Here is a 19,244-nt window from a genome sequence, read left to right as displayed (position 1 = left end):
TATGACTACAATCGATTTAAACTGTGATTTAGGAGAAAGTTTTGGCGCTTATAAAATGGGGAATGATGATGAAATTCTTCCGTTCGTTTCCTCTATAAACGTTGCTTGCGGTTTTCATGCGGGTGATCCGTCTATTATGCGTCAAACTGTTGAAAAAGCTTTGGAGCATAACGTAGCAGTAGGGGCGCATCCTGGATTTCCTGATTTAATTGGATTTGGTAGAAGAAACATGAATGTTTCAGCAAGTGAAGTATACGATTATGTTTTATATCAAACAGGCGCATTAGACGCATTTGTGAAAGCGGCAGGCGGGAAAATGCAGCATGTAAAGCCGCACGGTGCCTTATATAATATGGCGGCGTCTAATCCGGAAATTGCAGATGCAATTGCAAAGGCAATTTATCATATAAATCCAAGTCTATTACTTTATGGATTAGCAAATAGCGAGGCGTTTATACAGGCTGCAGAAAAATACAAAGTAACTCTTGTACAAGAGGCTTTTGCGGATCGTACATATAAGCAAGATGGTACATTAACGAGCCGTACAGAAGAAAATGCGCTTATAAAAGATGAAGACGAAGCGATAAAGCAAGTACTTCAAATGATGAAAGAAGGCCATGTAAATGCGGTCAATGGAGAGAAAGTAGCAGTTCAGGCGCAAACAATTTGTTTACACGGAGATGGGGAAAAAGCAGTGCAATTTGCAGAAAGAATATACAGAACATTCAAACTTAATGATATTTCTATTTGTGCACCGAAATAAAAAATAGGGGGAAGTGCTGGGATGATTAAATTAATCGGAATACTACTTGTTGCAGTGGGCTTTTTATTTAGATTAAATACACTTTTAGTAGTTATGGTTGCAGGTATTGTTACTGGTATGGTTTCAGGATTAAGTTTTTATGATGTGATCAGCATGTTCGGTAAATTTTTCATAGAAAATAGATATATGTCTATGCCAATTATATTAACTTTACCGGTAATCGGAATTTTAGAGCGTTACGGTTTAAAAGAAAGAGCAGAAGCACTTATAACGAAATCAAAAGGAGCAACAACTGGAAGAGTATTAATGTCATATTTTACGATAAGAGAATCATCAGCAGCACTAGGGCTTAATATTGGTGGGCATGCGCAAACAGTAAGGCCGCTCGTTGCACCGATGGCAGAAGGGGCCGCGCAAGGTAAATACGGTAAACTTCCTGAAAAATTAAGAGAAAAGATTAAAGCAAACGCAGCAGCTGCTGAAAATACAGCTTGGTTTTTCGGAGAAGATATTTTCATCGCAACTGGAGCTATTTTATTAATGAAAGGATTCTTCGATTCAGTAGGTATGCATGTCGGAGTATGGGATATGGCACTTTGGGGCATTCCGACAGCAATATCTGCACTTATTGTAAGTTGGATTAGATTTAGAAGGTTTGATAAATATATAGAGAAAACAATGAAGGCAGAAGGAAAAGAAGAGAAGGAGGCAATTTAATATGAACATCATCACAATGGATACAATCTATTATGTATTAGGGATAATCGTTGCTTTTATCGCTGTTCGTATCGCATTCGATCGTGAACATCCAAACAGATTCGGTTCTAGTTTATTTTGGGCATTGTTTGCAGTTACATTTTTATTCGGAAATGTAATTCCTTCGTTTTACGTTGGCTGTATAGTGCTCGCTATGGTCGTTTTAGCTTCACTAAATAAAGTAACAAAATCAGAGGAAAAAGAAGTTCCAGTACAAGAACGTGTGAAACATGCTGAGAAATTAAAAAATAAAATTTTTATGCCTGCACTATTAATTCCTATTTTTACAATTATCGGTACGTTGACGTTAGGGAAAATTAAATGGGGAAATGTCTCTCTTGTTGATCCAGATAAAGTAACATTAGTTGCATTAGCGCTTGGTGCATTACTCGCATTCGTTGCGGCGATGCGTATTACAAAATCAAAAATAACAACGCCTGTACAAGAAGGAAGCAGACTATTACAAGCTGTCGGCTGGGCTGTTATTTTGCCACAAATGTTAGCAGCACTTGGCGGTATATTCGCGAAGTCTGGCGTTGGACAAGTTGTTTCAGACTTAGTTGGACAAGTGCTACCGACAGAGTATCCGTTCGTTGCTGTTATGGCGTACTGTTTAGGCATGATGCTATTTACAGTCGTAATGGGAAATGCATTCGCAGCGTTTGCTGTTATTACTGGCGGAATTGGCTTACCTTTAATAGTTCAAATGCACGGCGGAAACCCAGCAATTATGGCAGCACTCGGTATGTTTGCTGGATATTGCGGAACGCTGCTTACACCAATGGCAGCAAACTTTAATATCGTACCTGCGATGCTTTTAGAGCTAAAGGATAAAAATGCGGTTATTAAAGCGCAAGTACCAATTGCTCTTTCAATTTTTATCATAAATATGTTTATTATGTACGGCCTTGTATATCGTTTCTAATTAGGAGGATAAAACTATGAAAACAGTATTATTAACAGGGTTTGATCCGTTTGGCGGAGAAAATATCAATCCAGCTTGGGAAGTAGCAAAAGGTTTGCATGAAAAAACAATTGGAGAATACAAGATAATAAGCAAACAAGTACCAACTGTATTTCATAAATCAATAAGCGTATTAAAAGAGTATATAGAAGAACTAGCGCCGGAAATTATTATATGTATCGGACAAGCTGGGGGCAGACCAGATATTACGATAGAACGTGTCGCAATTAATATTGATGATGCAAGAATTGCTGATAATGAAGGGTATCAGCCGGTAGATGTACCAGTTGTAGAAGAAGGAGTGATTGCATATTGGTCTACACTTCCGATGAAAGCAATTGTAAAAAAACTTCAAGAAGAAGGTATACCGGCTTCCGTTTCACAATCAGCAGGTACGTTCGTTTGTAATCATTTATTCTATGGTCTCATGCATGAACTAGAGAAACAGGATCAGAAAATAAAAGGCGGATTTGTTCATATACCGTTTTTACCAGAACAAGCGAGCAAGTATTCAGGTCAACCAAGTATGTCACTTTCTACTATTCGTAAAGGGATAGAATTGGCAATCGAAGTAACGACGACAGTTGAAGTAGATATTGTAGAGGTTGGGGGCGCAACGCATTAAGTAAAATGAATTGTACAACACCTCCTGTAAACAACTGGTATAATAAGAATAGGAAAATACATAGAGGTGATTTTTGTGCAGCAATTTGAAGAAGTACGTTCAATTTTAGAAAAAGCGAAGAAAATTACAGTATTAACAGGCGCAGGTGCAAGTACGGAAAGTGGTATTCCAGATTTTCGTTCAGCAAATGGATTGTATGCTGATGCGAATGTGGAGATGTACTTATCAAGAGGGTACTATAACCGAAGTCCGAAAGAATTTTGGAACCATTATAAAGAAATCTTTCAAATTAATACGTTCCATCAATATAAACCAAATCGTGGCCATCGCTTTTTAGCTGAGCTAGAAGAACAAGGGAAAGATATTACGATTTTAACGCAAAATATTGACGGTTTACATCAATTAGGTGGCAGTAAGCATGTCATCGATTTACATGGAACACTTCAAACAGCACATTGTCCAAAATGTAAATCAGGCTATGATTTACAGTATATGATTGATCATGAAGTACCGCGTTGTGAGAAGTGTAATTTCATTTTAAATCCAGACGTTGTTTTATACGGAGATACATTGCCGCAATATCAAAATGCTATCAAACGTTTATATGAAACAGATGTGCTTATCGTTATGGGAACATCACTAAAAGTACAGCCTGTCGCTTCATTCCCGCAAATTGCAAAGAGGGAAGTGGGAGCAACAACTATTTTAGTAAATGAAGAGTTAACAGGACAGGAATATAACTTTGATTTTGTTTTTCAAAATAAGATTGGTGAGTTTGTTGAAGGGTTATCGTCGGTTAAATAAGTTATTATTTTTATGAAAAACTGAGGTGTATAGAGAACACCTCAGTTTTTTGTTTGAATAAAATTCATGTTATGACGTATGAAGGGGAATGGTAATAAATAGGTTATAAAATTAAAAAACTGAAAATTAAATCTTTTATTTCTTTAGTAATTAATATAAAATTCTATATATATCATATAAATAAATTTGATACATAATGATTTTGCGTAGAAATGTTAATAGAATGAAGCGAGGGAGCGAAATGAGACAGAAAAAGGAGCAGAAAAAACAATCGAAAAAGAAAAAGACTCATATTCCATTTCGGTTAAATGTACTATTTTTTATTGTCTTTCTTTTATTTTCAGCTATTATAATTCAATTAGGTAAAGTACAAATCATTGATGGAGAAACGTATAGAAATGAAGTAAACAAAAAGGAAGATGTAACGGTAAGTACTCCCGTTCCTAGAGGGAAAATGTTTGATCGACAAGGTCACGTTATTGTAAATAATAAACCATTACGAACCGTTACATATACGAAAATGAGAGGAGTGGACTCGAAAGAAGTTTTACAAGTAGCAAGAGATTTAGCTAAGCTAATTGAAATGTCGCAAGAGGACATGGATAAGTTAACAGAGACAGATAAAAAAGATTTTTGGATGCAGTTAAATGAAAAGCGGGCAGCAGCGAAAGTAACGAAAGAAGATGAGAGTAAATTTAGAAAGCAAGAAATAGAAGGAAAAGAGTTAGATAAAAAAGTAGAAGAACTGCGCCGGGAAAGAATTACACAAGAAGAATTAAATGAGCTTTCAAAGGAAGATATAGAAGTATTAGTAATTAAAAGCAAAATGAATGCGGGATATAAAATGACGCCGCAAATCGTTAAAAAAGACGTAAGTGAAAATGAATATGCTGTCGTTAGTGAAAGGTTGGCAAGTTTACCGGGGGTAGATACAACAGTAGATTGGGAACGTGAATACCCAAATGATAAAATACTGCGCTCTATACTAGGTAGCGTTTCTAATGAAAATGAAGGGTTGCCAAGAGAACAATTAGATTATTATTTAGTTCGTGATTATAATCGAAACGACCGTATTGGTAAAAGTTACATCGAAAAACAATACGAAGATGCACTACATGGAACGAAAGAACAGTCTAAAAATATTATGGATAAAGCAGGGAAGATTGTTCGAACAGAAAAAGTGACTGAAGGAAAAAGTGGAAATAACTTGATGTTAACAGTCGATATGGATTTACAGAAAAGAGTAGAGGGAAGCCTTGAAAAGAATTTACGAGCCTTTCATGCTGCAGAGCCGATGATGGATCGGGCGTTCGTAGTAATGATGAATCCGAAAAACGGTCAAATTTTATCAATGGCAGGAAAGAAAATTGTAAATAAAGATGGCGGTATGCAAATAGAAGATTATGCATTAGGAACGATGACAAGTTCTTATGAGTTAGGGTCAACTGTAAAAGGGGCTACTTTATTAACTGGATATCAAACAGAAGCGATTAAGCCGTATACACACTTCTTTGATGCGCCAATGTATTTTAAAGGAAGTTCTAAGCCGAAGAAATCGTGGAAAGAATTTGGGGATATTGATGATTTAAGAGCTTTGCAAGTGTCATCGAACGTTTATATGTTTAATACAGCTTTAAAAATGGCAGGCATTAATTATGTTCCAAACAATCCATTAGATATTAAACAAGAAACATTTAATAAAATGCGCTACTATTTTAGACAATTTGGCCTAGGTGTGTCGACTGGTATTGACCTACCAAATGAATCGATCGGTCAAATAGGTAGAACTGATAACATACCCGGATTTTTACTTGATTATGCGATTGGACAGTATGATACATATACGCCGCTTCAGCTTGCGCAATATATTTCAACCATTGCAAATGGCGGTTACCGAATGAAACCACAAATTGTACAAGAAGTTAGAGAGCAACCGAATAGACCAGAGGATGTAGGAAAAGTCGTTCGGTCGATTGAACCAGTTGTATTAAATAGATTGGATATGGACACTTCGTACATTAATCATGTAAAAGAAGGATTTAGAAGAGTTTTTCAAGAAGCTGACGGAACAGGTACCGGAACGTTTAAAGGTCTACCATATAAACCAGCGGGAAAAACAGGAACAGCTGAGACAGTATATGGTGGAGAAAGTGATATTGGAAGAGATGAGAACAACAACCGAAAAAAATGTTATAATTTAACTCTTGCCGGTTATGCACCATATGATGCTGATCCGGAAGTAGCTTTTTCAGTTGTTGTACCATGGGTGAATGATGATAAATCAGGAATTAATTCTGCGATTGGTAAAGAGATTTTGGATGCGTATTTTGAATTAAAAACAAATAGATCAAATACAAATTCAATTCCAGTAGAACAACCGAACAAGGCACAGTAAAAATAGTATCACTGCATGGAAACATATTGTGCAGTGATATATTTTTTGAGTTAAAAAGCGCTTTATAAGGTGGGAATGGATATGAAAAAGGAGATTAAGAGAGGCTGGGGAAAGTACATACTATTTATATTTGTGATGGTAATAGGCTACCATTCTTTTACTTTATGTAAAGTGGAAGGCGAATCGATGCAGCCGACTTTATATGAAGAAGACTACGTATTTGTAAATAAAGCAGTAGTACGTCTTTCTAATTTACAGCACGGAGAAATTGTCATTATAAAGGAAGAGGATGAATCGAAATATTATGTGAAACGTGTAATAGGACTTCCTGGTGATGTAATTAACATAACGAATGGAAAGGTATATGTGAACGATAAAAAGCAAGAAGAACCATATACGAACAAAGATTTATTTAACAACACACAAGTGTTTTATAACTTTCAAAAGACAAAAATTCCGCCAAATAAGTTATTTGTAATGGGAGATAACCGCGAAGTGAGTAGAGATAGTCGCAATGGCTTAGGATATATTGAAGAAGATAACATAATTGGCAAGGTGGAATTTGTATATTATCCTTTTTCAAAAATGAAAATGATAGAATAAGTGGGGATGTGCAAAACCCCACTTATTAAAGTTTCACTTTATTTTCTTTAAAAAACCTTTTGGATTAAATGATATGAAAAATTTATGTTTAGACTCGTCGATTATGAAGTTATTGTTTTTAGTTAAAAACTCTTCCACAGCTTCCATTGGGCCAGGACCCCAATCGGGAAGAAGCGGATTTCCGTTAATGGAGGTATCTTCTACAATTATATAACTGCCAGTAGTGACGATAGATTTATATAGCAAGAGTTCTTTGGAAACATGCTCTTTACTATGATCAGAATCTAAAATAACTAAAATCACATCATCAGGTTTGCGCATACTTACTATTGTTTGGATGGCCTGAACAGAAACAGAAGATGCTGTTAAATACGTAATTCGATTATGTGATGGCCGATTTGGCTGCGGAGTTATATCGATAGTAAGTACGTGACCTTTTCCAATTAAATCTAACATAGAAGCTAAATACAGTGCACTACCACCGTGAAAAGTCCCGCATTCAATAATTAAATCGGGCTTTAATTCATAAATGATTTCTTGATACAAAAAGAGATCAGAGGGAAGTTTACAGATTGGAACTCCAAACCATTGTGTATCGTTTAACCACACGAGGCTGTCGTAATATTGTTTTAGAAATTCATTGCTTATAGTATCGATTTTAAATTCTCCTTTCTAAAAAGGATTCTCTCGTTTGACGTAAAGTGTTTACGCATGAAAGTTGTACTATATATTATGTAGTAAGGAATTGTAAGGCGAGTGTTTTTACTTGAAAATAAGCCAAATAACTCATGTGGAAAATGAAAGGAAATGATCGTATGTACAAATACACAATTTGCTTTATTAGAAAAAGCGATAAAATACTGCTATTAAATAGAAATAAAAAGCCGAATATGGGGATGTGGAATGGTGTTGGAGGAAAAATAGAAGAGAATGAAACGCCATACGAAGGAATAATTAGAGAAACGTTTGAGGAAACGGGCATAGAACTTTCAAGTGTAACGTATAAAGGGACTGTTGGTTTTAAAGGTAAAGGTGAGCCCCAGGCTAGTGAAGGAATGTATGTGTTCGTTGCTGATTTGCCAGATGGAATGCAAATGAATACACCATTACGTACGGCTGAAGGCTTATTAGAATGGAAAGAAATTGATTGGATATTAGATGGTGATAATAGAGGAGTAGTTAGCAATTTACCAAAATACTTACCGACAGTATTAACAGAAGAAAATAAGTTAAAACATATATTCACGTACGATAACCGGAATATTATTAATTACACAACTGCATGTTTGAAAGAAGATGATGCGAACAAGCGATATGAAAAACAACTTGTTTCTCAATAGAAGAGGAAAGTGAAAAATCACGTTTTTGCTCTCGTTATATATGCGAGGTGATTATAAGTTTCAGAAATACAATTCATTGGTCATAATTGTAATATGTATGATATAACTTTTCTTATGGTGAAAGAGTAGAGAACATACGTAAACGGAACAAAAAAGGAGGTGGCTTTGCCACCTCTTTTCCGTTAGTCACGAATCGCCTTAATCATAAATCGATGTTGCTTCACATCAAAATATCCTTTTTGCAAGATAATCTCATGTATACGATATAACTCCTCATAGTACCTTTCGACAGTGAAATCAGGAATTTGCCACGGAATTGCTTTTAAATAATAGATGATAGCGCCAATATCATAAAAGCGTTGGAAAGGGAATTCTTCTTTTGCTTCTAAGATAGTAAATCCGTTTTCCTGTAGTTCATTACATGCCGCTTCAAGCGACCAACTTGCAAATTCACTATTTAGTGGTTTGTCAAATTGGTCATTAAGTTCCGCGCAATCGAGACCGCCAACTTGTTGTGTAAGAAATGTTCCATTTGGAGAAAGGATTCTTTTTACTTCAGAAGCAGCATATGATTCATGTTGGTTTAGGATTAGATTAAACTGACCATCTTGAAATGGCAATGAAGTATCATCGTTCACCTCTACAACAGTAACCCCTAAAGGCTCTAATTTCTTTCGAGCAATTGGCACGTTTGGAGCGTAGCCCTCAGTAGCATAAATAGTTGACGGGAACGGTTGTAACATAGATAAAAACTCTCCGCCGCCAGTACCCATATCGAGCATTGATTCTGCATGCTGCATAAGCTGGAAAGCTGTACTGCCATATGACCACGATAAAGGCTCACTCTTCATTCGACCCGTTTCTGAAATAAAAGAAAAATCCCAACCGCTAAAATTTGTATTAGCACTTTCTAATAAAGTTAAAAATAATGGATCACGTTTCATAATTGTATCCTCCTATTTTGTAAGTAAATGATATGTTGAGAAAAGAAAAAAGGAGGACCTCTTATGAAAGGGGAACGGTTTTACGTTTCGTGTTCGAATAGATTCATATAAATTCGCTCCTTGTGAGAATAGTAATTTATATATTCGGGATAATCGAGTGGGAATCCTTTAAAATTATGGGAGAAGGTAGTTGTTTGATGAAAGATTGGATGGAGTGTACAGAAAAAGGGTGCACTCAAACTTTAGAAAAGGTATTTAGTAAACTTAAATTTCCGCCCAGCCCTTTTATGAGATATGTGATATTTCTCACTACTATTAAGTAACAATAAAGTCGTACTGTTTATAAAAGAAGTGACGTTTTTGTATCCCTTTGGATTTACTTATCTATGGGATAAGTAAAGAAGTAGACGTATAAACTGAATATAAAAACGTTTTAATTCTTTGGAAACATTCCATAATTTAGTATTGTTATATATGGAATAATTTATTTGTACGAAAAGAGGAATAAGATGTTTATACAAAAGTATAAGGGTTTGATGCTAGGGATAGTTGGTGCTGTATTAGGAGTAATATCCTTTGTTTATTTTAAAGATTTAGATTATATATAAGACGGGCCTTAAGTTATTATCTGTAACATTAATCATTATAGGTCGGGTTATTGCCTGTGATTCGACCCGTTTCAATAAAAAAGAGAATAATAACGTATAAGATTATTATTATATAAATTTAGCTTGTTGAGCATGGGGAATACTAATCTTACAAAATTGTAAGATTAGAAGTCACATAGTTAGATAGAAGTCATTAACTTATGAAAAAAACTCATCTATAATCCAGATATAAATCATTTACTAAAGGAGTATTCTAATGAAAAAAATTATAAGTTATACAGTTGTTATTGCTATTTTTATAGGAATAGGATTAGGAGTAAAACGTTATGTGCAAGGTCCAGGACAACCAGTCGATGGGATTCTAGTTAGTGGTACTGCAACTGACGTAGAAAAAGTTAAACAAGAGTTTAAAGATGACACTAAACAATCAATAGACTATAAGGTAAAGTACGTCACAACAACAAAAAGGATTCCATTATCAGAAGAAGATAAGAAACAAAATGATACAAATGAAGAATTTGAAATCAACACTACAGAATATGCAGTTATTAATAGTTCTACCGCGGTAAAATTATTTAATAAGGGACTTCTAAGAGCTAGAAAAAATCCAAATTTAGCATCTATTATTTCTGAGAGGGTGAAAGATAAAAATAAAGTATCTAGTGATCAGAATCTATTATTTTCTTATGCGGTTGATAATTCAACGGTTGCTAATTTTGAAAATAACCAGTTGAATTTGAACGGTAAGATGGTATCTGCCCAGTATGTTAAACAGCAAATTTGGATTGGGTATGTTCCAATGAACCTTGTTATTCTAAACGACCAAGACTATAATACAATTTCTGAATCAGAGTCAATAATGAAATTGATTCAATTTCAAAAACGTAATTTTGATTATAAAAACAAACAAGAAGTAGACAAAGTTTTACAACAGATTGATAAGCTCTCTTCGAATAATCAGAATAAAATAAACTTTGTAGAGGTACAAGACTAAATTAAAATGAAAATAAGGTGATATAAATGGAAATCGTAAGAATAGAAAATGTAGTCAAAAGTTATGGTGAAGGAAATAGTAGGGTAGATGCTTTGAAGGGCATAAATCTTTCTATACAGCAAGGGGAATTTGTTTCAATCGTAGGAGCTTCTGGCTCAGGTAAAAGTACATTGTTGCATATTTTGGGAGGATTGGACCGTCCGAGTTCAGGACAAGTATTTATTGGAGAGAACAATATTTATAATTATTCAGATAATGAACTTTCGATATTTAGAAGAAGAAAAGTTGGTTTTATATTTCAGTTCTTTAATTTAATTCCTGTATTGAATGTGCAAGAGAATATAGCTTTGCCCACTTTACTAGATAATGAACCTGTAGATAATCCTTATATGGACGAAATTATTGAAATTCTGGGACTTCATGAAAGACGAAATCATTTACCATCTGAATTATCAGGAGGTCAGCAACAACGGGTTTCGATTGGGAGGGCACTTATAAATCGCCCACATTTAATCTTAGCTGATGAACCTACAGGAAATCTGGATACTCAAAACACAAAAGAAGTCATGGATTTATTAAGATTGACAGCAAAAAAATATAATCAAACTATTGTATTGATTACTCACGATTTAAAAATTGCATCAACTTCTGACCGTATTATTACAATTGAAGATGGCCAAATCATTTCCGATCAGTGGCTATCCACGAATAAGCCTAAGACGGGAGGAAACTAATCTTGATTGGTAATTATAAACAATTAAGCAGGAGATACTTAAAGGGAAATAAGAAACGAACAATTTTAACTTTGATAGGAATCGTACTCTCTGTATCGTTAATTTCTACAATCGGCCTATTTATGAACGGTACTCAGATTTCTCAAATCGAGAATACGAAAAAGAGGCAAGGGTATTCTTTTCATGCCGTTGTATTAAATTACGATGAATCGATATTGAAAAAAATTAAATATAACCCGCAAATTGAATCATTTGGTTTAATGTCACAGGGAGAAACAGTCCAAGTTGGAGAGGCTGCTGTAAAAATAAATTTTGCTGATGATAACGCCTTGGAATTTTTAAAATACAGTATTATTAAGGGCAGATTGCCATCTAATGATCAAGAAGTTGCTGTTGATCCCTGGGTATTACCTTATATAAAAGAAAATATTCAAATAGGTGATTCATTCGAATTAAATGAAAAAAAATACAAATTGGTTGGTTTTCTAAGTGATAGTACATATACACAGGAAAATAAGGTGGGACGGTTACTAACCTATAAGAGTAAGTTTAGCGCTGGTGAAGGAAAAATATTAGTTGGAATTAGCTCAAAAGCAAACTTTAATGAGGTTTTAGAGGGACTCAAGACCATTTCCGGAGAAAATAATATTAATATAAGTAATGAATTAATTCAATTAGAGAAACCAGGTTACAATAATTCGATTATGGCTACGCTAATTATTACAATCAGCATTGTTGTGATAGCGACAATTGTTGTGATTTACAACGCTTTTCAAATCAGTGTCGTAGAACGAACGAGGCAGTTTGGCTTGTTGAGAAGCATTGGTGCAACACGAAAGCAAATTAGACAAATCGTTCTGAGAGAAGCTACTTTTCTGGCTGTTATCGCTATACCAATTGGAATTATATGTAGCCTAATAGCACTTGCCTCTCTGCAGTTCACTTTTTCACTTTTAATGGAAAATAGTAAAGCGGTCTCGATATTTTATGTTGATTGGAATATTTTACTAGTAAGTTCGATTATTACCTTGCTTTCTGTAATAGCGTCAAGTTTGTACCCGGCTTATTTTGCAGGGAAAATCTCCCCTTTGTTGGCAATTAGTAGCAGGTTGTCAATTAAAAAGGAACAAATCAAAAAACAAAAGAATTCCATGGTGAAAAAACCTTTATCTATTCCTTTGAGCATGGCTATGAAAAATGTTAAGCGAAATAAAAATCGCTATACCATTACAATCTTATCAATTATTATAAGTAGTGTGTTATTTATTACTTTCTCGTATTTAATGAGTGTTGCATTTGCATCTAAATCTTTTGATAAGTTATCTGTTAAATCGGATATTACAATTAAGATAGTGGATAATAATCCAGATCATTTAGCTGAAAGTGAACAAGTTTTGCATCAATTGAAATCACTTGAAAATATATCTAAAGTATACGAAAAAAAGGAGAATAGCTTTGAAACTAAATTAAAGGATGTAACTCAATCTTCCGCGACAGTAAAGGAAATAGAAAACACGATTGGAAAAAGCTATACCATTACAATCGTAAATAATTATCAAGAAAATAAAACAAAAAAAGAAGAAAAACTTACTTTACAAGTGCTTGCATATGGTTTCATCACAGTCATTTCTTTAATTAGTAGCGTTAATATCCTCAATACTATAACTATAAGTATCATGACTAGACGAAAAGAATTGGCCGCTTTGAAATCCATTGGTATGTCACAAAAGGATTTGAAAAAAATGATTACCTATGAAGCTTTGATTTACGGTTTTTCTGGAAGTTTACAAGGAATCTTTTTTGGCTGTATATTGTCTTATATTATATATTTAGCTATATCTGATATGTTGAAAATGACATGGACGATTCCCTATGAGGCTTGTATCATTACGTTTGTTTCAGCTTTAATAATTAGTTATTTATCAGTCTTAAATCCATTGAAAAAAATTCAACAAGATAATATTATTGATAATATCAGAGAACAATAATATTATAAGCCTGGCTAGATTATAGCCAGGCTATTGTAATTGGAGTATAAGCTAGGGGAAAAAAGGAGAGGGCATACTTGAATAAAAAAATATTACTAGTTGAAGATGATGAAGCTCTTGGCATAGCCATCGAATTTTCATTGAGAAATGAAGGTTATGAGGTGATTAGAGCGTCCAGTGTAAAAGAAGCTAAACACCAGTTTGTTCACAATACATTTGATTTGTCCATCCTTGATATCGGCCTACCAGATGGTAATGGTTATGACTTATGTTTGTATTTTAAAAAGAAAAACGAGAATTCGATTATTATTTTCTTAACTGCACTAGATGAAGAAGCAAATGTGGTAATGGGGCTGGATATAGGCGGTGATGATTATATAACCAAACCTTTTCGGGTTAGGGAACTCATGGCCAGAGTGAAAGTACAATTGCGTAAACAAGCGTCGCTAGAAACGCCATCTCAAATTTTAAGATCTGAGAATATAAGAATCGATACGAACCTAGTCAAGGTTTATAAAAATTGTGAAAGTATTACATTGACGAATTTAGAATACAAGCTGCTATTGAATTTCATGAAGAATTCTCACAAAGCATTAAAAAGAGATGAACTCCTACAACAAATAACAGAAGGAGAAAATGTTTTTTTTGATGAAAACACGTTATCTGTATACATAAAGCGTTTAAGAGCTAAAGTTGAAGACAATCCTCAAAAACCACAGTTTATCGTTACCGAAAGAGGATATGGTTATCGTTGGAGCAAGGACGTGATTGGGTGAGCAAGATAATGAAAAATACCGAGTTAAAAAGCTATATGACGATACTAGCCGTCCTTTTATCTATATTTGTGATTTACCAATTTATTATTCAACAATTATTTTATGATCATTTGAAAAGAGACTCTATTGCAACATGGGGGGAAATTACAGCTAGGTTGGTAGAGCAGAATCCAGAAAATGAAGCGGAAATTATGAAAGTCTTATCAAGTCATTCGTCTCACTCAAGTAAATATCAGGAAAAAGGGACAGAGATCCTAAAGCAATATGGATTATATGAAGACTTGGATTCAAAATTTTTTCCTCACTTAAATAATCTAATTATTAATCACAATCAATTTATGATGTGGGGATTGATTGCTTTTGGATTTTTACTTTTTGTTGCAAACTACATGCAACAAAAAATTATTTTCAATAAGATTAGCCAGCTTACTAGAGCTGCAAAAAAGATAATCGAGGGAGATTACTCGGTTGTCATCAATGAAAATAAAGAGGGGGATTTCGCGAAACTGGCGATTTCATTTCGTTCAATGAGGGATATCATTAGAAAAAATATGCATGATTTGCTTGAAGAGAAACGGTTTTTAGGAGAAATGTTGCAGGATATATCTCATCAGTTAAAAACGCCGCTTTCAACTATTTCTATCTATAATGAAATGTTGTTAAATGAGAAACTATCCCGAGAGCAACAAGCTCAATTACTACAAAATAATGATATTCAGATTTCTAGAATGAATGTCTTAATTCAGAATTTGTTAAAAGTAGCAAAAATTGATGCAAAAGCGATTTCGTTTGATAAAGAGCCAGGGAATTTAGTAGATACGACTGAGGAAGTACTAAATCGCTTGCAAAGCATGATAAGTGATAAAAATATTTTGATTGATTGGAATGCACCAAGAGAAATAGTCGTTATTCACGACAAATTATGGATGCAGGAAGCTTTGATAAACCTGTTGAAGAATGCAATCGAACATTCTAAACCCGGTGGTAAAATAATGATTCAGGCCAAAAATTCTCCAATCTATACAGAACTAGTAATCCAAGACTTTGGAGAGGGAATTTCAGCTGAAGAATTACCTCATATTTTTGAACGATTCTATAAATCAAGTAGTTCTAAAAAGCACGGATCGACCGGAATTGGATTGGCACTTGTCAAAGCTATTATAGAGGCACATCACGCCTTAATTACAGTTGAAAGTGAAAAAAATGCTTATACAAAATTTACAATTATTTTTATGAAATTTTAATAACAGTTTGGTATATATTTTAATCTTTTTAATATAAAGGGGTTTTTTTATGTTTAATAGATTGAAGTGTTTTCTTTTATCTGAGAAAGAAATAGTTGATACTGTGAAAAAATACAAGGAGGAAAAAATACACGTTTCCATAATAAAAGATTTTTTAGGGGATTTAATCATAATAAGAACTTTTACATTTTTAATGTTTGTTCCAGTATCAACTTTTATTTTTTCAGTTATAATTTATGGAGCTGTTTTCTTTTTATCAGGCATTAAGATTACTGTTTGGGGCATCACTATAATGTTATTAGTTCCAATAACATTACTTTTCTATATGAATATAACTAATACATCAATTATTATTACTGATTTAGTGAGAAAATTTTTATTAACCATAAAATATCTAAATCCATTTTACTCAATCATAAATAAACCTTGGCTCTTTATTTTTGAATTATTAATTGGTTTTTTATATGTATTTCTGCTATCTTTATTTTCTATTTGGATAGTATTACATTCATTAGAAATAGATTTTTCTGAATTTAGTTCGGAGGACAATCGAAGTTTTCAATTTTCAATTATTATTTTACATACAGCAATTTATTTGTTTATAAGAGTTCATGGCCAGTATTGTAAGACAACTAAGCAAAAAATTAAAAAGCTGAAAATGAAGTTTTATTTATGGTTTTGTTCTATGATTGCAAGTATTGTATATATATTTGAATCACTCTTTAATTATATGAATGGAATCCAAGCAATTTATTTTATTTTTGTTTTAATGATTGCTTTAGAAAGAACAGTGACACATTATAAGAAATTTATAGATTTTTTAGAATGTGAAAATTTGTATGAAAAATATTTTTAGAGAGAAAAGTCTTTTGAAATATAAAAAGTTATACCTACTAAATGCTGGACGAGTAAAAAAACGCTATTCTTTTTCTAGAATCATAGGAAAAGATAGCGTTTTTATTTAATATACTCAAAAACAAAAATCTTTTGGTAAAGTACCATTTTTAATAACTGTTCTTAACCCATGTTTTATAATCCAAGGATTAATAGGATGCTGTTTATCACGTAATTGCTGTAACCACTGAAAAACGAGTTCTTTATCTTCTTTCGTAATATCGTTAATATGATTGGCTACAGATTTTTGAACATATTTAGAAGGGTCATTCATTAATGGTTCAAGAAGTTGTAAATTGTACTTAAAATCACCTTTTAGAGCTCCTATTTTTTTAGCCCAAGGAAGCCTTGGTCTTGTACCTTCAGAAACTAATCTCCTAATGTGGCTGTTTTCGTCATGAATCCACTGTTGTAATATGTTTAGTGTATCTTCATGGTATGTTTCAAGAAAGGGCCGAATGGCATATTCAGCAGTATTCCTTTTCGTTATTTCATACATTGCATTAAACGAGATTTTAAAATCGTTAAGCCCATATTTTTCAACGTATTTTGCAACAGGCATGTACATATATCCATTTGTAAATGTGCCTACTTCTGTTGTATTTTCTGGTCCTAATGTTTTCAGTAATATATGTATTGCAGCATTAAAATCTTTTTGTAAAGCATTGTGTAATTCATCTGCAATTACTTCAATACGCTGTTTTAACTCTAAATTTTCAACTTTACAAGCTACAGAATCTACAAAGATGCTTTTAGAGAAACAAGGATCGTGTTTACAAATAGAATCAGCTATTTTTTCTGCTAATTCTTCATTAAATAAAAATTTTAACGGAACATATTTACCCATTTTTTCACCTCGGTGGTCAAATGAAAACAATTTTTATTTTTTAATCGACAATCCATAAACCAAAGTCTCACTCGGAGTCGTAATACTAAAACCTGTCGTCTTATAATCAAGTTTCACCGTATCACCAGTGTAGTCTTTCGTGAATGAATCCATTTGTACGATAAGCTCTGCATCTTCATATACAACATCATCTGCGTTATATGTATCCCAAATTAAATCGATATCAACGAAAATACTACAAGAGTTCGTCATTGTTCCTCTAATGCGAACGATTTTTTTATCTTCAAGTTCTAATCTATGTATAGCTGCTTTCGCTTCATCAGTAATGCGGATGTTCATTGTATCCCAACCTTTATTTATATTTCCTTTATTATTGCAAAAACAGGAGCAATAGGGAAGTAAAGAGGTTTGCAACAAAAAACGAGCAAACAAATTTGTTTGCTCGTTTCACTTTATTTTAGTTCACATTTATCAAGTGGAATCACTTTTGTTTTTTTCGTAAATTTATAACCTAACCATAGTACTAAGAAGAGTGGTAAACCGATGTAAGAAACGAGTACACCGTTCCAATCAATTGCTTCACCCATAAATGCGCCGTAGTTTTGTCCTAAAATTACGATGATACAAAGTGTAAATGCGAAGATTGGACCGAATGGGAACCATTTTGCTCTATATGGTAAGTCATTAAAATCTTTTCCTTGTGCGATATATGCTTTACGGAAACGGTAATGACTAATTGCAATTCCAACCCATGCGATAAAACCAGACATTCCGGATGCGTTTAATAACCAAATGTATACAACACCATCACCGAATAAAGAAGCAATGAAAGCAATACTACCAACAATTGACGTTACGATTAACGCGTTAACAGGTACACCGCGGCTATCTAATTTACCAAGAAACTTTGGTGCTTTTCCTTGGCGTGCTAAATCCCAAAGCATACGAGTTGATGCATACATACCAGAGTTACCAGCAGATAGTACAGCAGTTAAAATAACAGCGTTCATAACAGAGGCAGCAAAGGCAACGCCCGCTTTTTCAAAAATAAGTGTAAACGGACTTACTGTAACATCACTTGCAGCAAGGCTTTCAGTTGTATAAGGAATTAATAAACCGATAACGAGAATCGCAAGGATATAGAATAAAAGAATACGCCAAAAGATTGAACGAATTGCTTTTGGGATATTACGTTCTGGATCAGACGTTTCACCAGCAGCTACTCCTAATAGTTCAGTACCTTGGAATGAGAAACCAGCTGCCATAAACACACCGATAATTGCCATGATACCGCCGTTAAATGGTGCATCTGCAACAGTGAAGTTTTTAAATCCAACCGTTTCACCGCCCATAATTCCAAAAATCATCATGAAACCAACAATTAAAAAGATAATAATCGTAACTACTTTAATAAGTGCGAACCAATATTCAGATTCACCAAACCCTTTAACAGATAAATAGTTTAAAAGGAAAATAATAGCTAAACATAATCCGCTCCAAATAAGAGAAGGGGTATCTGGGAACCAAAATTTCATAATTAATGTTACGGCTGCAAGTTCAGCAGCAATCGTAATTGCCCAGTTATACCAATAGTTCCATCCAAGTGCAAAGCCAAGTGATGGATCAACAAATTTTGTTGCATACGTGCTAAAAGATCCAGTAACAGGCATGTAAGCTGCAAGTTCAGCTAAGCTTGTCATTAAAAAATAAACCATAATTCCAATTGCGGCGTATGCAATTAATGCGCCACCAGGTCCAGCTGTATGGATGACACCACCGCTGGCAAGAAATAGTCCGGTACCAATTGTACCACCGAGAGAAATCATCGTAAGGTGACGAGATTTTAATCCGCGTTTTAATTCACCTTGTCCTTGTGTAGTTTGCGTTTTAGAGGTAGATTGATTTGTTGCGCTATTCATGTTCAACACTCCTTTTCTTGTAGGTTAGGAAGGAGCGGGGGAGAAA

Annotated in this window: 19 protein-coding genes and 1 pseudogene; 15 read left to right on the top strand and 5 right to left on the bottom strand. The window is 33.9% G+C overall.

The genetic code is table 11. From position 1 onward, the window contains the following. The first annotated feature begins 1 nt into the window (after position 1). From pxpA to lepB, 7 genes are all read left to right on the top strand, one after another. Positions 2-763, top strand: a complete 762-nt coding sequence (gene pxpA, locus IBT51_RS07560; RefSeq protein ID WP_200458209.1) for a 5-oxoprolinase subunit PxpA — start codon at positions 2-4, stop codon at positions 761-763. A gap of 21 nt (positions 764-784) precedes the next feature. Further along, positions 785-1,480, top strand: a complete 696-nt coding sequence (locus IBT51_RS07555; RefSeq protein ID WP_000593392.1) for a DUF969 domain-containing protein — start codon at positions 785-787, stop codon at positions 1,478-1,480. A 1-nt stretch (position 1,481) separates the two neighbouring features. Further along, positions 1,482-2,444 carry a DUF979 domain-containing protein gene (locus IBT51_RS07550; protein ID WP_001021658.1) on the top strand — a complete coding sequence of 321 codons (963 nt, stop codon included), beginning with the start codon at positions 1,482-1,484 and terminating at the stop codon, positions 2,442-2,444. A gap of 16 nt (positions 2,445-2,460) precedes the next feature. After that, positions 2,461-3,108, top strand: a complete 648-nt coding sequence (gene pcp, locus IBT51_RS07545; RefSeq protein WP_200458210.1) for a pyroglutamyl-peptidase I — start codon at positions 2,461-2,463, stop codon at positions 3,106-3,108. A 75-nt stretch (positions 3,109-3,183) separates the two neighbouring features. After that, positions 3,184-3,912 carry an NAD-dependent protein deacylase gene (locus tag IBT51_RS07540; protein ID WP_200458211.1) on the top strand — a complete coding sequence of 243 codons (729 nt, stop codon included), beginning with the start codon at positions 3,184-3,186 and terminating at the stop codon, positions 3,910-3,912. 241 nt (positions 3,913-4,153) lie between these two features. Then, positions 4,154-6,307 carry a peptidoglycan D,D-transpeptidase FtsI family protein gene (locus IBT51_RS07535; protein WP_098679882.1) on the top strand — a complete coding sequence of 718 codons (2,154 nt, stop codon included), beginning with the start codon at positions 4,154-4,156 and terminating at the stop codon, positions 6,305-6,307. An 81-nt stretch (positions 6,308-6,388) separates the two neighbouring features. Continuing rightward, positions 6,389-6,910, top strand: coding sequence for a signal peptidase I (gene lepB / locus IBT51_RS07530; RefSeq protein ID WP_016081083.1), 522 nt, complete (start codon positions 6,389-6,391; stop codon positions 6,908-6,910). A gap of 33 nt (positions 6,911-6,943) precedes the next feature. Here lepB and IBT51_RS07525 read toward each other — a convergent pair whose 3' ends face one another. Continuing rightward, positions 6,944-7,567: a cephalosporin hydroxylase family protein gene (locus IBT51_RS07525; RefSeq protein WP_265736949.1), complete on the bottom strand. Its 624-nt coding sequence runs from the start codon at positions 7,565-7,567 to the stop codon at positions 6,944-6,946. A gap of 140 nt (positions 7,568-7,707) precedes the next feature. On the opposite strand from IBT51_RS07525, the gene IBT51_RS07520 reads away from it, so the two are divergent. Further along, a complete protein-coding gene (locus tag IBT51_RS07520) occupies positions 7,708-8,250 on the top strand; it encodes an NUDIX hydrolase (RefSeq protein WP_234472617.1) in 543 nt (180 codons plus the stop codon). 182 nt (positions 8,251-8,432) lie between these two features. On the opposite strand, the gene IBT51_RS07515 is transcribed toward IBT51_RS07520, so the two are convergent. Continuing rightward, a complete protein-coding gene (locus IBT51_RS07515; protein WP_200458212.1) occupies positions 8,433-9,194 on the bottom strand; it encodes a class I SAM-dependent methyltransferase in 762 nt (253 codons plus the stop codon). A 509-nt stretch (positions 9,195-9,703) separates the two neighbouring features. Between IBT51_RS07515 and IBT51_RS27295 the strand changes: the two are divergent. The 7 genes and pseudogenes from IBT51_RS27295 to IBT51_RS07485 all read left to right on the top strand — a co-directional run bounded on the left by IBT51_RS27295 (position 9,704) and on the right by IBT51_RS07485 (position 16,394). Beyond that, positions 9,704-9,902 (top strand): annotated as a pseudogene (locus IBT51_RS27295) (hypothetical protein). Positions 9,903-10,058: 156 nt separating this feature from the next. Next, a complete protein-coding gene (locus tag IBT51_RS07510) occupies positions 10,059-10,796 on the top strand; it encodes a lipoprotein BA_5634 family protein (protein ID WP_053564105.1) in 738 nt (245 codons plus the stop codon). Positions 10,797-10,822: 26 nt separating this feature from the next. Then, a complete protein-coding gene (locus IBT51_RS07505) occupies positions 10,823-11,530 on the top strand; it encodes an ABC transporter ATP-binding protein (protein ID WP_000407086.1) in 708 nt (235 codons plus the stop codon). Between the two features lie 2 nt (positions 11,531-11,532). Then, positions 11,533-13,518, top strand: coding sequence for an ABC transporter permease (locus IBT51_RS07500; protein ID WP_053564106.1), 1,986 nt, complete (start codon positions 11,533-11,535; stop codon positions 13,516-13,518). 77 nt (positions 13,519-13,595) lie between these two features. Next, a complete protein-coding gene (locus IBT51_RS07495) occupies positions 13,596-14,294 on the top strand; it encodes a response regulator transcription factor (RefSeq protein WP_001035094.1) in 699 nt (232 codons plus the stop codon). A gap of 8 nt (positions 14,295-14,302) precedes the next feature. Continuing rightward, a complete protein-coding gene (locus IBT51_RS07490) occupies positions 14,303-15,538 on the top strand; it encodes a HAMP domain-containing sensor histidine kinase (protein WP_200458235.1) in 1,236 nt (411 codons plus the stop codon). 49 nt (positions 15,539-15,587) lie between these two features. Beyond that, a complete protein-coding gene (locus IBT51_RS07485) occupies positions 15,588-16,394 on the top strand; it encodes a hypothetical protein (protein WP_053564107.1) in 807 nt (268 codons plus the stop codon). Between the two features lie 114 nt (positions 16,395-16,508). Here IBT51_RS07485 and IBT51_RS07480 read toward each other — a convergent pair whose 3' ends face one another. From IBT51_RS07480 to IBT51_RS07470, 3 genes are all read right to left on the bottom strand, one after another. After that, positions 16,509-17,279 carry a DNA alkylation repair protein gene (locus tag IBT51_RS07480; protein ID WP_000521691.1) on the bottom strand — a complete coding sequence of 257 codons (771 nt, stop codon included), beginning with the start codon at positions 17,277-17,279 and terminating at the stop codon, positions 16,509-16,511. Between the two features lie 33 nt (positions 17,280-17,312). Continuing rightward, positions 17,313-17,618, bottom strand: a complete 306-nt coding sequence (locus tag IBT51_RS07475; RefSeq protein WP_029442697.1) for an iron-sulfur cluster biosynthesis family protein — start codon at positions 17,616-17,618, stop codon at positions 17,313-17,315. A gap of 113 nt (positions 17,619-17,731) precedes the next feature. Beyond that, positions 17,732-19,198 (bottom strand): amino acid permease, encoded by a 1,467-nt coding sequence (locus tag IBT51_RS07470; RefSeq protein ID WP_200458213.1) that lies wholly within the window; start codon positions 19,196-19,198, stop codon positions 17,732-17,734. Between the last annotated feature and the right edge of the window lie 46 nt (positions 19,199-19,244).

It is taken from the genome of Bacillus sp. S71 (assembly GCF_016625265.1).
Classification (GTDB): domain Bacteria; phylum Bacillota; class Bacilli; order Bacillales; family Bacillaceae_G; genus Bacillus_A; species Bacillus_A cereus.
The sequence above is the reverse complement of the archived record's forward strand: the minus strand, read 5'-3'. Positions and strand labels throughout refer to the sequence as shown.